Annotated in this window: 10 protein-coding genes; 2 read left to right on the top strand and 8 right to left on the bottom strand. The window is 33.8% G+C overall.

The genetic code is table 11. The features are described from left to right. Positions 1-82: 82 nt before the first annotated feature. The 7 genes from FF125_RS02870 to FF125_RS02840 form a co-directional block, all read right to left on the bottom strand. On the bottom strand, positions 83-2,530 hold the full coding sequence (locus FF125_RS02870; protein ID WP_138948363.1) for a glutaminase domain-containing protein: 2,448 nt from the start codon (positions 2,528-2,530) through the stop codon (positions 83-85). A gap of 7 nt (positions 2,531-2,537) precedes the next feature. Continuing rightward, positions 2,538-3,713 (bottom strand): aldose epimerase family protein, encoded by a 1,176-nt coding sequence (locus tag FF125_RS02865; RefSeq protein ID WP_138948362.1) that lies wholly within the window; start codon positions 3,711-3,713, stop codon positions 2,538-2,540. A gap of 5 nt (positions 3,714-3,718) precedes the next feature. Next, entirely contained in the window at positions 3,719-4,792 is a 1,074-nt protein-coding gene (locus FF125_RS02860; protein WP_138948361.1) for a glycoside hydrolase 5 family protein, read from the bottom strand. A gap of 143 nt (positions 4,793-4,935) precedes the next feature. Continuing rightward, the gene (locus FF125_RS02855) at positions 4,936-6,081 is read right to left on the bottom strand and encodes a glycoside hydrolase family 43 protein (RefSeq protein ID WP_138948360.1); all 1,146 of its coding nucleotides are present in this window, start codon (positions 6,079-6,081) and stop codon (positions 4,936-4,938) included. 132 nt (positions 6,082-6,213) lie between these two features. After that, complete coding sequence (locus FF125_RS02850; protein WP_138948359.1) at positions 6,214-6,894, bottom strand: DUF3823 domain-containing protein; 681 nt, start codon at positions 6,892-6,894, stop codon at positions 6,214-6,216. Positions 6,895-6,913: 19 nt separating this feature from the next. Then, positions 6,914-8,806: a RagB/SusD family nutrient uptake outer membrane protein gene (locus FF125_RS02845; protein ID WP_138948358.1), complete on the bottom strand. Its 1,893-nt coding sequence runs from the start codon at positions 8,804-8,806 to the stop codon at positions 6,914-6,916. 19 nt (positions 8,807-8,825) lie between these two features. Beyond that, positions 8,826-11,915 carry a SusC/RagA family TonB-linked outer membrane protein gene (locus FF125_RS02840; protein ID WP_250629668.1) on the bottom strand — a complete coding sequence of 1,030 codons (3,090 nt, stop codon included), beginning with the start codon at positions 11,913-11,915 and terminating at the stop codon, positions 8,826-8,828. A gap of 7 nt (positions 11,916-11,922) precedes the next feature. Here FF125_RS02840 and FF125_RS02835 point away from each other — a divergent pair, with 7 nt between their 5' ends. Both FF125_RS02835 and FF125_RS02830 read left to right on the top strand, forming a co-directional pair. Further along, positions 11,923-12,288 (top strand): transposase, encoded by a 366-nt coding sequence (locus tag FF125_RS02835; protein WP_138948279.1) that lies wholly within the window; start codon positions 11,923-11,925, stop codon positions 12,286-12,288. A gap of 5 nt (positions 12,289-12,293) precedes the next feature. Then, positions 12,294-13,145, top strand: a complete 852-nt coding sequence (locus FF125_RS02830) for an IS3 family transposase (RefSeq protein ID WP_138948280.1) — start codon at positions 12,294-12,296, stop codon at positions 13,143-13,145. A gap of 457 nt (positions 13,146-13,602) precedes the next feature. Here FF125_RS02830 and FF125_RS02825 read toward each other — a convergent pair whose 3' ends face one another. After that, positions 13,603-14,694 carry a glycoside hydrolase family 43 protein gene (locus FF125_RS02825; protein ID WP_138948356.1) on the bottom strand — a complete coding sequence of 364 codons (1,092 nt, stop codon included), beginning with the start codon at positions 14,692-14,694 and terminating at the stop codon, positions 13,603-13,605. Positions 14,695-14,865 lie beyond the last annotated feature (171 nt).

Here is a 14,865-nt window from a genome sequence, read left to right as displayed (position 1 = left end):
ATACCCTTAATTGCAACGAAGAGCATTTTCCCAATGAAATCTTGCTACCAATTTTGGCTTTATTAAATTCCTTACTACTTTCTTAGAGGTTATTCCATTTATAATCTAACAATTTTATAAAATAGCCGCCTACTACACTTCTTGCTTTAAAACCTCTCATATCACCACTCGTTGTCCAATGCCAGTCGCTCATAGGCACACGATCTTTAGTTTCTTTTGCAAAAGAATAAATAGGGTCGGCAAATACTTGAAAATCAGATTTGGAATTCGTTAAAGTTGCTGTCCATAAAATCCAGTCAGACTTACTATAATCCGACCTGTTATCCAATGGTAATCCGTATTTATTATTCTTGGTATTGTAAAATTTCAATTCAGTTTCATATACTTTTTTAGGAAACAAATCTAGTTTTATCATTTTATCCCAAACTAGATTGTATTTTTGGCTCCAAGTCTTTTTGTCATCAAAAGTTAGCGCATAATGATCACCTGCATCCGCCAACTCCATCCATTGTTTAGCCATTGTTTTTGCCTTTTTAGTATATTCATCAGCAACGTTAGTTTTGCCCAACAATTTTGCCATATAACCATAACCACCAACACCAACAATAGCTTTAATTGAAAGGTTGGCATTACGTGCAAGATGTCCAGAAAAATCATCAGTACAAAGTTGATTGGCCGGATCTAACCCTTCTTCTACAAGATAATTTGCCCATGTTGTTATCGTCTCCCAATGTTTTTCCGCAAAAGATGCATTTCCCTCGGCTTTTGTTATGGCAGCAGTTAAAGCAAGCATGTTTCCAGCCTCTTCAATTGGCATATCTTCACCGTAAGTCTGGCCTGTTGCAACAGGGTAAGTACCAATATCATGTGCAGGGAAAGGCTTTTTCCATTTTCCACTTTCACTATAATAAAATATACCATTGAGCATCCCTTTTAAAAGATCGGGGTTGTAAATTAAAAACAAAGGTGCAGACGGGTAGGTGACATCTACAGTGTTTATGGATCCATTACTATTGTTTTCTTTAGATAAAAAAAGAATTTCTCCATCTGGGCTTTCCACTAATTTATGGGCAGCAATACTTTGGCGATAACCAATTTCAAGTAGTTTGGCATATTTCTCCCCTCCAGCAGCTAAAGCATCATTACGAAGTTCTTTATCAAAAAGATTACATTTTTTAATAATTTCCTCATAATCTATAAATGCCTTAGTCAATTCTTTCGGTAATGAGTTTTTTCCATCTTTATTCCACCAAGGATGAAGATTTTTACCAAAATAATTAATAGAATAAAGGTCATCATAACCTAATAACAATAAGTATTCTTTTGGTGAATCTATTTTTTCTTTTGGGAACATCGTATTTAACATCAATTGTTTTCCTGTATTTTGAAATTTACTATGCTTACCATTTAATAAATCTATTTTTGTATTTTCAATAGAAGTAACATTTTGAGTTGCCCTTGCACTTTTAGGTGTAGCCACATACAAATAGCCCCAATCAATACCTATTATGTCACCTTTTTTTTCCAAAACAGGCTGATCTTTTGTTCCTACTTTTAGGTAATTTAGATGTTCAGTAGCTGATTTTTGTGCGATCATCATTTGACTCTCATCATTAGCCGCAATTAATGAAGAGGCCCCAAAAAAGACTTGCACCTCATGCTTTTTATTATCATTAGGTACAGTTTTTATGGAAATATAAGAAACAGGTCTTGATAACAAATCAAGATCATCCATCAGTGCAGGTGTCGTAAAGTTCAAATACACGTCCACACCCCCACAAGTTAATACATAAGAGGTTTGTGTGGCACTAAGATTAAGGTTGGTTTGTGTAGCTTGAAGTGCTGCGCTTTTATCTTTTCTTTTTTCCACAATACCTGCATTCAACCATTGACCACCCCGGTTGTTCTTTACGTGTATGGCCAAAATATTATTTTTCTTTTTTAACTTGGCCTTTATTGAATTCGAAATAGGGTAGTATTTATATTCATTCTGGTCCGTCCAACACTCTTCACAATTATAGACTCTTTCGCCATTTAAATATACATCCACATCATCATCATGGGATATTTTCAAGAAAAGTTCTTCTAAATTTATAGATTCTAAATTGAATTTTTTACGCCACCAAAGATTTTCCGTTTTCCATGTAGTAAAGGCAACACCCTCGTTCCCATAAGGAGCTTTAGCTGTTTTCCATGTACTGTCATCAAACCTGTTTTTTTCCCAACCGGATCCCGGTTTTTGTTCTGTAATTTTACCATTTCTTGAAACTGGAACTACATCGTGATAACCTACAGCATTTTTTCCTAAAAATCGATACCTAGTACCGTCTACATTAATCATCCCAACTAAAGAATGTGGTTTATTGGTCCAATGTCTTGTCGTAGTTGAATTGATCTCATCTCCCATAGACCAAATACTAAAATAAGGGTCATGAGTAATCAACGGATAGGCAGGTGCCTGACGTTCTTGAGCTATTCCCGATATAAAAGTATAAATTGAAAATAACAGTGTAAAATATTTTTTTTTCATAATAGTATTATTTGATTGAAAATTGATATTCTGAAACGGTATAATATGTTTCATTTGGGTTTAAAACAATTGAAGGAAAATTTGATTGATTTGGTGAATCAGGAAAATGTTGTGTTTCTAGACAAAATGCAGTCCTGTAATCATCTTTTGCACCTGATTTGAATATATTTTCGGACTGCATAAAATTACCACTATAAAACTGGAGTCCAGGCTCTATAGTAAATACTTCCATCTGAATATTTGTTTTATCACCCACAATTGTCGCTGCATGGTTCATATTACGTGATTTAGTCTGGTTGAGCACATAATTATGATCATATCCCCCACCATATTCCAATTGTTTATTAGAGACATTAATATTTTGACCAATAGTCCTAGGTGTAGTAAAATCAAAAGGAGTTCCCTTTAAATCTTCTATTTTTCCTGTGGGAATTAAACCTTGTTCAACAGGAGTATATTTATCTGCATAAATTTGTAATTTATGATTTAGAATTGTTCCACTACCTTCACCATTTAAATTAAAAAAAGCGTGATTGGTTAGGTTTACTATTGTAGGTCTATCCGTAGTAGCTTGATATTCCATCTTTATAATGTTGCCTTCAATTAGAGAATATGTAACTTGAGTTTGTAAGTTCCCAGGAAACCCCTCTTCCATATCAGGTGACAAATACCTTAAAATTAGTTTAGTATTATTGTGTTGTTCTGCATCCCAAACAACTTCTTGAAAACCATTTTTACCGCCATGCAAAGAATTTTCACCATTATTGATAGGTATATTAAATGTTTCTCCATTTAACCTAAATTTCCCTTTAGCAATTCGATTCCCAACACGACCAATTGTAGCTCCAAAATAACGTTCTCCAGAATTTACATAATCTTTGGCACTACCGTGACCAACTACTACATCGGTAAATTCGCCATTTACATCTTTTACCCAAAGTCCAACGAATCTTCCACCTAAATTAGTAATGGCTAATCTTACATCATCATTTTTCAGCCAATACAACTTAACAGGTTTTAAGTCAATAATAGTATCAAAGCTAGTATTTATTAATGATGTTTTGAATTGAAGTGTCTTAGGCCTTTCCGTTTCTTCAGTGAAAGATTCTTTGTTTACATTTCCTTTACAGGATACCATTACTATTAATAAAAAAAAAGTTATAAATGCTTTAATTTTTTTCATGTTTCTTATTTATTAGTTTTAGCGATTAATTTCTTTATTAAATCTATTTCGTCTTGACTATATGGTGTTCCATCTTTCCGGAATACATCGTGAAACCATTCGACTGGTTCTGCTCCGTCTTTGATGGGTGTATTCCATGCATATTTCGTATTTGATTTTCCATCAACAAGTCCCCAATTGATTGCCCCCACATTTTCACTGTTTAATATGGGCAAAATGTTAGCGAAATAACTATTGTTCGTCCTAGCCATATACTCAGTACAAATCATTGGTCTTCCATGAGATTTTAATAAATTAATGATATGCTGGTGGTGTTTTTCATCTGAATAATTATGATAGGTTAAAATGTCCGAATTCAAAGCCTGAAAAGCATTGAGTTCTTGAAAATCCCACGCCCAAAGTCCAGCGGTAAGTGGTTGACTTGGATTAATTTCCCGGGCCCATGTAAAAATTTCCTTAAGTAATGGAAAGGTGGTCATGCGTTTTCCCTCATTTCCGGGTTCGTTATATAAATCCCACAATAAAATTCTTTTATCACTTGCGAAGGTTTTTAAAATATCCTTTACGTAAATTTCAAGTGCGATAAAATTCTTTTTTTCTTTGTGTGCAGGATCATCCGGATCTTGCACCCAGCCTGAATTATGGGTACCAAGGACTGGTTCCTGTTGCTTACCAATCTTAGGTGATTTTTGCCAAACATCGTCAAAAAACACAAACATAGTTTTTATGGCGTGCTTGTCTGCTATGGCCAGATAGGTATTCATTCTTTTTTTTAACCCTATTGGGTCTGCTTTGTATGCTAAACTATGTAAATAAACGCGCATAGTATTGAAACCGAGCCCCTCTGCAAATCCTAACTCACGGTCTATTGTTTCTGGATCAAAAGTTTCGGCTTGCCACATTTCCAATTGATTTATGGCAGAACTTGGCACAAAGTTGGCTCCAATTATCCAATTATGATTGTCATACCATTGATTTGCTTTTTCAATAGACCATTTATTTTTGTTTAATAAATTTTCTTGAGATACAACAATCAATGATGTAAAAAGAAATAGGAATGTGAATAACTTGTTTTTCATATTTTTTATATTTTTTTTATGCTCTGCGTCTGCGGCCTAATTATGTAATAATTACTTCAAAAACATTAGTAAGTAGATCGTTTTAACTAATAGTACTTTCACATATTACCCCTAAATCATACCACTGAATATATTTTTTTAATTTAATCCCAAACAATAGATGTAGTGTCGGTGGTAGGTCCATTAATAATCAACTTACCATCATCCAATATTTTCAATTCATCTAAAAAAACGACCCGATTTAAACCAGACTTTTTTGTTCTACCATGATAAACAGTATACATATTGTCACCACCATTTAAAGAAAACACCATATTGTGACCGGTACCTGTTACTTCACCTCCACTTGAAGTATTTTTTTCCAAAACCGGATTGTTGTCAGCTTTCCTAAAAGGACCTAATGGAGAACTCCCTGTGGCATAACCTACCGCATAATTCGGACCCAAATAATAATTACTAGAATACATAATGTAATATATTCCCTTATACTTAAATGTAAAAGATCCCTCTGTCCATCTCCTATTAATTTCGTTTGAGGTAACCGACTTACTTTCCCATTCCGCATTTTTACTATTGATTTTTTCAGATGGTCTTAACAATACAACAGGGTCGCCAATAATCCCTTTAAAATCTGATTTAAGTTTTACACCATATACCCAACTTTCTTCAATAGTATCATATAGCCCTTCTTTTTTCGCCCAATCTGCAATTTCACTTGTAACAGTATGTTTATAACAGACTCGAGAATAAAAAAGATAATTCTGCCCATCTTCATCTTTAAAAACATTTGCATCTATGATTGGATAACCAGGATCAAATAATGGTTCTCCGGTCAAATCTCTAAAAGGGCCGGTAGGATTATCTGAAATGGCAACCCCAATCCTAAAGTTCTCTAATTCTTTAGTTGGGTTGTTACGCCAATCTGCACTAAAAAACAGGTAAAACTTATTGTTTATTTTATACACTTCTGGTGCCCAAAAATGGCCTACATTCCAAGAATTTTCGGTATTCCCATGATATACTTGACTTTCGTACTTCCAATCTATTAGATTATTGGAAGAGTATACAGAAAAACCATCTTTAGCTCCTCCTCCAGTGCCATACATATAATAAATTCCATTACCATTATCCAAAACATAAGGATCTCCAAATTGTACTTCAAGCGGATTGCTATAGGTTTCTGATCTAACTTTCACTTCTTTTTTTTCTTCAGATTTACAAGAATACAATGTTACTTGTAAGATCCACAAAAGAATTAAAGTTTGTAAATAAATGTTCCTAAAAATCATGGCATAGGTATAACTCAAAGTTACCAAAATGGTTAAAAAAGTTACCGAACTTTAGGTACAAAGTCCGGTAACAAAACTAAACTAACTCAAATATATTTTAAAATTGGTCTGTCTTTCTTTAACAATAGCTACCTAAAATGATATTTTTTCTACTGGAGTAAATAACATATCCTGTACATCAACTATTTTAACACCTATACGTGCAAATACATAATTTTGTGTTGGTGTTATGGATGGAATGTCAACAAGCATACTCAAATTACTCAAATCGGAAATATCATCCGCACTGGACTGAGCAATATTCTCATCGCCATTTCCCGAAACAAATTGTGTTTTATTAATAAATAAAGTAACACGTTCAATATCTCTAGCATCAACTCCATTTATTATCTGACTCACAGAACAAGTTGCATTGATAGTTGAACCTGAATTTGAAATTTGTGAATTATTAATCATGTAATAAGGTGTAACCTCAATGTCCATTTCCGTACTCCCTTTGAGGTCTATTGAAATCGTATCTATAGATTTAAATGGTCCTTCACCCTCCTCGAAAATTAATTTATACTGTCCATTAAAAAGCAAACTACTATAACTACCATCTTGATTTATTGTAACTTCTATAAAGCCTGAAGATAATTGATAGCCTGGTTCATAAAGTCTAAATTTCACTTGATCGTTTTCCACTGGAATAATTTCTCCGTTATGAACCACTTTTCCAGTTAAAAAAGATTGAGGTTCATCATAATTATCTATGGCACATGATACGGTTAACGATATCGCTGCCAAAAGGAATATATAATATCTAATTTTCATTTTTTTATATTTTAAATTATTAATGATTCGGGTTTCTAACAATAAGGGGATTGTTATTAATAATATTTGAACCAATCTCAGAATAATAATTACCAAATCTAAAATTATCGGCACCTGTAACACGATCCGTTCTTAAAACCCTATATACATACTTACCGTTATTAGAACTGTTAGGATTATAAATTTTATATGGCCAAATGGCATAAGGTTGAGTAGCTCGTTTTGTAGCGGAACCTATGTTTTGGGTAATCTCGCTTTCAGATATTTCATTACCATCGAATACAACATGGGCCAATCTCCATCTTTTTAAATCAAAGAAGTGTAAACCTTCAAATGCCAGCTCAACATAGCGTTCATGTACAATCTTATTAAAGTTAACATCTCCTGCTGTTAATTCAGAAGTTATACCGGCTCGTTCCCTTACTCTATTCAAATATTTAGCGGCAATATCTGTCTGACCTAATTCAAATGCTGCTTCTGCTGCATTCAAAAGTACTTCTGCAAAACGATAGCGTACAAACCAAACATCACTATTTACGCCTCTTTGACCTGAACCTGCTTTTGGATCTAAATATTTACGTAAATAGAAACCAGACTGTGCTACAAATTCCAGTCCATCAATAGGTCCATCAAATCCTACAACTTGCACTTGGCCTGAAGTTCCAGGCAATTCCTTTTTCCCTCCTCTTACATCACTACTTACAATTGAACCATCAGAAAGCATATAGCCCGCCCATATATCGACTGGTTTTCCTTTGAAGGATGATCCTGGCAAAATTATTGTACCAGCTAAGCGTGCATCTCGATTCTCAAAAATATCATCGATCTCATCATAATAAATATAACTACCTCCTCCATCTTTGTTTGGTAATTTAACATAATTCCCATCTAACGTTTCAAATGCTTGTACTAAATTCAATGAAGGATTTATCCTACCTCCTTCTTCCTCTTCAGCACCAAACCTAGGTTGATTCCATCCTGTAAAATAGTGCTTCTTATCTGTCTTTAATTGATAGTCCTCAACAAAAATTACTTCAGAATTGTTTGACTTATCATAAAAAACAGAAGCAAAATTAGTCGATAAATCATCCGGTTTTTTCAAGTATAAATCATAACCACCTGCGCTGCCATTTATTATTTCTTCGGCCGCATTTAAGGCTTTAGTATAATACCCATCTGCTTTCGAAGCAGGTATTCCAACCTCGTTACCTGACAATGTCACCAATGGAGTATTGACACCATATTTTGCAATTGAACCGGCATATAGTGCTGCTCTGGTTTCCATAGCCAATGCTGCCCCTTTTGTGGCACGAGATTTTGTAGCTACATCCGCTGGCAATACATCTTTAATAGCTTCAGCCTCACTAATTACAAAATCATATATAGCAGCTTCAGTTTCTCTAGGGTGTTGCAAATAAGTGGCATCCCCACTAAAGTCATAAGTTTCAGATTTTAGAATAAGTGGCACTCCTCCAATACGTTTTACCATTTCAAAATAAATGGAAGCCCTTAAAAAACGACCTTCTGCTAAAAAACGGGCCTTTTGTTCCTCACTCAACACTGTAGTTGCTTCACAACGTTCTAAAAATAAGTTTATCTCGCGAACGGTTCCATAATTCCAAGAGCCCCAAGATCCATTTCCCCATCCATCATCTTGAAAGTGACCATACCTTCCATTCTCTGACCAAAAAGCCACATTAAAATCTGCCAAAGATGACCAATCATCTAACCTTCCATAATCTTCATATTGCTCATACAATCCTGCCAAAACAGACAAAATAGTATTTGGATCACTAAAAACTTGATCTTGTGTTAATACTTGTGTTGGTGGTCGATCTAAAAACTCTTCATCGGAACTGCAGCTCCAACCTAAAACTGTTATAATTATTGTTATATAAATATATTTTTTCATTTTTTATAATTTTTGAGATTTATAAAGTCAAGTTTATACCTACATTAATAAATTTGTTTTGTGGATATTGCAAGCCGTTCGTATCATTTACCTCAGGGTCCACGCCGAATTCAGACACATTATCTATAGAGAATAAGTTATAGCCATTAACATAAAACCTTGCTTTCTGTATTTTTATTTTTTCCAATAAAGTTGTAGGTAAAGAATATCCTAATTCTATAGTTCGTGCTCTCAGATAAGTTACGTTGTGCTGCCAGAATGTAGAAGCTTCACCATACCTATAATTACTATGCCCACCATTGTTATAACGATTTGCAGGATACTTTCCAGGTATCCATTGACTGTTTGGGTCATATGAATCAGCCCTGTGCCAGCGATCTAAGAAAATTGTATTTAAAGCTCCTTGATTTTGGAAAGCCCAACGTGTTTCCCATTCCTGTCTCCAAGAATAGCCAGATGCTCCAGAAAAATCAGCAGTAAAATCAAAGTTCTTGTATTCTAAAAGAATATTTAGACCAAAGTTGATCATTGGTTGACTATCTGAATAGCCAATAGGTCTTCTATCAAAATCATTGATAAAACCATCCTTATTAATATCCTTATAAATAATATCGCCAGGTAATAATGTTTTATTCGCTCTTCCATCTATATCTACGGCGTAATTATTGATTTCTTCCTGAGTTTGAAATTGGCCTATTGCCTCATAACCCCATTGAATATTATTATACCTACCCTCATTAGAATTACGATATTCATCCCATGAATTATTAAATCTAGGTTTGTAAGATTCTAAAAACTTACTTCTAGAAAAAGATCCATTTGTTGAAACTGTTAATTTCAAGTCCCCGATATTACCGTTATATGCTAAAGCCCCTTCAATTCCAAATTGAGCATCGCTACTCACATTTTCACGAGGCAAGCTATACCCTAATTCTAAGGGTACTAAAATATCATATTTATTACCTAAAAGACCTGTACGTTTTCTATAGAAATAGTCGAAAGAGCCAGTAATTTTACTATCGAATGCGTAAAAATCAAAACCAACATCTGTAATTTTACTTTTAAGCCACGAAATATTGGCAACAGGTTGCCCTTTATCTCTGCTGGCTATAATAGGTTTACCGTCTAGTATTACAGTACCTCTATTATAGTTATATCCAGGCAAATAATCGTAAGCACCAATACCGATATCATCATCCCCTAATTCACCATAAGATGCCCTGAATTTAAAATCGTTAAGCCAAGAGTTATCTCCAATTAAATTTTTAAAAAATTTTTCATTTGTAATACGCCATCCCATAGAAGCAGAAGGAAAGAAATCCTTTCTTTTCCCAGGAGCAAATTTCCAAGAAGCATCTTGTCTTCCTGCCACTTCTAAATAATAGGTATCATTATAATTATAGCTCAATTTACCCACATAACCAATTCTAGCTTCTTCATCATCCTTATCGTTGTAAGTATCGGTATCTGCAAAATAAATTAATGGCAACACATTTGTTTTAGGTACCGCATGAACCCATTGTTCTTGGTCTTGCTGTTCTTGTCGTTCAACTAAAAACAATCCATCCACTGAATGTTCTCCAAAAGTTTTGGCATATTGTAATTTTCCTTGATAGATATTACGCATTATTTTCCTTGTTCTGCGTTCCCTCCATGGGTTCGTGCTACCACCAGTAACACTATACTCGTCCGTAGACTCGTCATACGTATAAGCATCGTATGTATATTCATGGCCGTTCAGTACTTGATCAGCAATATAGTAGGAATACATACCCCCTATTTTTAGTCCATCAATCATAGGAATCTTATATTCACCACTAAAATTTGTTTGTAACACTCTCCAAGTATTATCCTGATATCCTCCAATTTTTTTATTGTGTAATGCCCAATTCGTTTCGTTATGTCCGATGTCATTCAAATATTCAGGATTGTCATTGGCATAAGGGCGTTCAAATGGCCTGTTCCGTAGAATAGCAAAACGAGGTAACCAATAATCATCAGCTCCTGGTATTCCTGGGTTCGATCTTGTTTCAAACCTACCATTAATTTGTACTCCAACTTTTAGCCTCTCAGTAATATTAGCATCTACATTACTTTGTATATTCGTTCTATCAAAAGTAAACTCCTCACCCAAAACAGCCTCTTGTTTTAGTTTAGTTCCCGAGAAATAATAATTAATATTTTCTGATCCACCTGTAGCGCTCACATTCATACTGGTAAGTGGAGCGTTCTTTTTTATAATAAAGTCTTTCCAATTAAAAGATCTATAGCCCTCTTCTGTACCTATTCTATACCTTTCTAACTCCTCAGGTGTAATTGCTGTTGAACCAAATTCATTTACTTCTGCATCCGCTTTAGCCAACATATAATCATATGAATTATTTACTGTATTCGGAAATCTCGACCAATTTTGCCAACCTATATAAGAATTAATATTAACGGTATTCTTTGTTCCTTTTTTACCTCGTTTAGTAGTAACCAGTACTACTCCATTAGCAGCTCTCACACCATATTGGGCAGCTGTACCATCTTTCAAAATGGTTAAACTTTCAATATCATTTGGTGATATATTGTTAAACTGTCCTTCATCTTGCATTATACCATCAATGACATACAGTGGGGTACCCATATTACGGATTTGAATAGAGGCACTTGCTCCCGGACGTCCATCAGCCATTTTAAAGGATACTCCAGGTAATTTCCCTGCTAAACCAGAACTAACAGTTGCTCCTGCATGTACATTTTCAATGTCTTCAGCGGTTACGGATATAACTGCACCTGTAATTGACTTTTTCGTTTGTGTAGAATATCCAGTGACAACAACTTGATCTAAAGCTGAAGCATCTTCTGTCATTACCCTATCCAATGTCGTTTGTCCGTCAATGGGTACTTCATCAATTTTGAAACCTATAAAACTAAATATGAGCACCCCATCAGATGGCGCTGAAATACTATAATTACCATTAAAATCAGTAGTAGTACCAGACTGTGTGCCCTTTATAATAATTGTCACACCAGGTAGTGGCTCTCCATCTGAAGCAGAAGTAACTACACCGGTGACCGTATGCTCATTTTGTGACCCGTCCTGAAATATGTATACATAAATCAATAAGTATATGTATAAAAATGACAGAGTAACTAGACGTTACAGTGAACCTTTTAAATTAAAAATTTTAGCCGAACTTAGTACTGGTAAATACACAAAGAGTCAATTAGGAAAACTCTACAGTATTGCACCTACAACCATCAATGAATGGATCAGAAAGTACGAACGTAATGACTTAATGAACACTAGAGTTATGGTAGAAACCAAAGATGAGATAACACGAATTAAAGCACTCCAAAAAGAGATTGAACAACTTAAAAAACTAGTCTTGAAAAAGGATTTAGATGAGCTGGTAAATGAGTCTTACTTGGAAGTAGCCGCTCAAAAACTAGGCTATAAGAATGTTTTAGAACTTAAAAAAAAACTAAACATCTAGCTTTAATATTAGCTGTATCTAAAGACAAGGGACTTACATCTATTGCTAACATTTGCAATTGTTTTGATTTAAAACGTGATGCCTTTTATAAATACCGTAACAGGTATAAACAAAGACATATATTTAAAAATCAGATCATTGAAATCGTTAAAAAAAGACGTAAGTCCTTACCTAGAGAAGGGGTGCGTAAACTCATGAAATCGTTGAAGAAAGACTTTGATAAAGAGAAACTAAAAGTGGGTAGAGACACCTTGTTTAATGTCCTTAGAGAACATCAAATGTTAACTCTTAGAAAGAAATACAGTTGTAGAACAACGAACTCTTATCATCGGTTTTATAAGTATAACAATATCATAAAAAATATTGAAGTTAATAGACCTAATCAAGTTTGGGTATCTGACATCACCTATATCAGAACCGTAAAAGGGTTTTGTTATCTAGCACTAATAACAGACATGCATTCGCGTAAAATTGTAGGATATGACCTGAGTGATAGCCTAGAATTAAAAGGTTGTATAAGAGCTCTTAATAAAGCGATATACCAAGCTAAAAATATTGATGGATTAATACATCATTCGGATAGAGGAATACAATATTGCAGTAATGTATACACCCAAATACTTAAAAGAAAAAAAATAAACATTAGTATGACTGAAGAAAACCATTGTTATGAAAATGCAATGGCCGAGCGTGTAAATGGTATTTTAAAAGATGAATTTTATTTAGACCAGACCTTTACTAATGTAGCACACGCCAAAAGAGCTACAAAAAATGCAATTAATTTATATAATGAAATAAGATTACACTTATCTTTAGACTTTAAAACACCAAATATGGTATATAAATTATCAGCCTAAATTAAATTTTAACCTGTAGCCATATTTCAGGACTAGACATTGAGCATACCCTTCTTGAAATAAAAAAATAGAAATAAGTAAAAAAAATAAAATTAACCTCTCTATACGTGTAGAGAGTCGATAGTGGGTCGACTTTTCATTGTTTGTCATTTTTGAAAGAATTAGTTAGTAATTAATAGATGTAATCATCTTTATAATCTCAAAGGAAATAAAAAGTTAAGCTATCAATACACTGATTCGTTCCAATTTAACATCCAAACTGTTCAACGTTTAAAAACTCCACAACAAATTGTTTCATTTGGAACAATTTGTTGAAGTATGAATAAAATAGCTCTAATTTGAGAAAAGCATAAATGAAGTGTTAAATTATAATCATAATCACATAATGAAAAAATATTTCTAGCGGTAGTTAATCTCATAATTTGAAATTTGCATAATCCTTTATGCTGTAAAGAATTTATATTCCCGATGGTCTTACCAGTTTTTTTGAAACTGTAACTGGTGTCCCAAAAATCGGCATATCGTCTTTCGTCCACCTAAATTCCTGAGCCCTAGGTGATCGTTTGTCACTACACCCATCTGTTGAGCCATCCGTGGCATGATAAAGTATCCAATCTTCTGTACCATCCGGGCTTTTAAAAAATGAATTATGTCCAGGACCATAGACTTTATTCTTCTCTGACTGTTCGAACACCGGGTTTTCAGATTTCACCCATGAAGTTTTAATCATTAAATCATTATTTACTTTTGCAGTGAGTAAACCCAACGAATAATAAGGTGTCCAACATCCACTAGCAGAATATATTATATGAATCTTTTCGCCATGAACGATCATTTGTGGCCCTTCATTTACATAAACTCTAGTAGAAGGTCCTGATACACCCGGATACTGCCATTTTTGTTCCCATTTTTGCTCAGGAGTACTAATTAAAACACGTTTAGAACTTATAGTCCATGGATTTGACATTTCTGCAATGTATATGTTTTGAATTTCCATACCATTTTCTTTTTTAGGTTCTTCCCAACCCGACCAAATAAAGTATAATTGATTTTTGTGTTCAAAAATGCTACCATCAATGGCCCAATTATCATTTTTATCGGTTTCTATTTTAGATTTAAAAACGAACACACCTTCGAACGGATTTTTAGAAGTATTTTCTAAAACAAACATCCTATGATTCCTATTGTCTCCATTATCTGCAGCAAAATAGATATACCAATTATTGTTAATGAAATGAATTTCCGGAGCCCAAATATTTTTTGAATAATTACCTGTTTCAGGTGCTGACCATATGATATGACTCTCTGCATTTTGTAAATCAGTAATATCCGCAGTTTTCATCAAAATTAACTTTCTATTTTCTGACCTGATATAAAAATAATAATTATCATGAAAAATCACCCAAGGATCAGGCCCATTAGGCAATAAGGGATTGCTAAATGTATTTTCAACATGTCCTAAATTTATTTTTTCCGATTCTGTTTCTTTACACGCAACTATTAAAAAAAAAAACAGTGCGTACCATATATACTTAAACCTATGATCCATAATTGAATATTGTTATTACTATTTAGGATAAAACTTAACAAGATTTTAAATTTTGAAGTATTCAAGTCAAATACTTTCGTTGCAAAGTCAATTCTAAAATCTCCGTAAGACTATACTTATTTACATAAAACATTCATATTTTATGTAAAAAGGTAAATCAGAGAAAGTTCT

The sequence above is a fragment of the Aureibaculum algae genome, from assembly GCF_006065315.1.
GTDB lineage: Bacteria > Bacteroidota > Bacteroidia > Flavobacteriales > Flavobacteriaceae > Aureibaculum > Aureibaculum algae.
This window is presented reverse-complemented; position numbering and strand designations above follow the sequence as displayed.

Bases quoted from the DNA above. Each gene is read 5' to 3' on its own strand.
- FF125_RS02870 (WP_138948363.1), bottom strand. From the start codon at position 2,530: ATGAAAAAAAAATATTTTACACTGTTATTTTCAATTTATACTTTTATA.
- FF125_RS02865 (WP_138948362.1), bottom strand. From the start codon at position 3,713: ATGAAAAAAATTAAAGCATTTATAACTTTTTTTTTATTAATAGTAATG.
- FF125_RS02860 (WP_138948361.1), bottom strand. From the start codon at position 4,792: ATGAAAAACAAGTTATTCACATTCCTATTTCTTTTTACATCATTGATT.
- FF125_RS02855 (WP_138948360.1), bottom strand. From the start codon at position 6,081: ATGATTTTTAGGAACATTTATTTACAAACTTTAATTCTTTTGTGGATC.
- FF125_RS02850 (WP_138948359.1), bottom strand. From the start codon at position 6,894: ATGAAAATTAGATATTATATATTCCTTTTGGCAGCGATATCGTTAACC.
- FF125_RS02845 (WP_138948358.1), bottom strand. From the start codon at position 8,806: ATGAAAAAATATATTTATATAACAATAATTATAACAGTTTTAGGTTGG.
- FF125_RS02835 (WP_138948279.1), top strand. From the start codon at position 11,923: ATGTATAAAAATGACAGAGTAACTAGACGTTACAGTGAACCTTTTAAA.
- FF125_RS02825 (WP_138948356.1), bottom strand. From the start codon at position 14,694: ATGGATCATAGGTTTAAGTATATATGGTACGCACTGTTTTTTTTTTTA.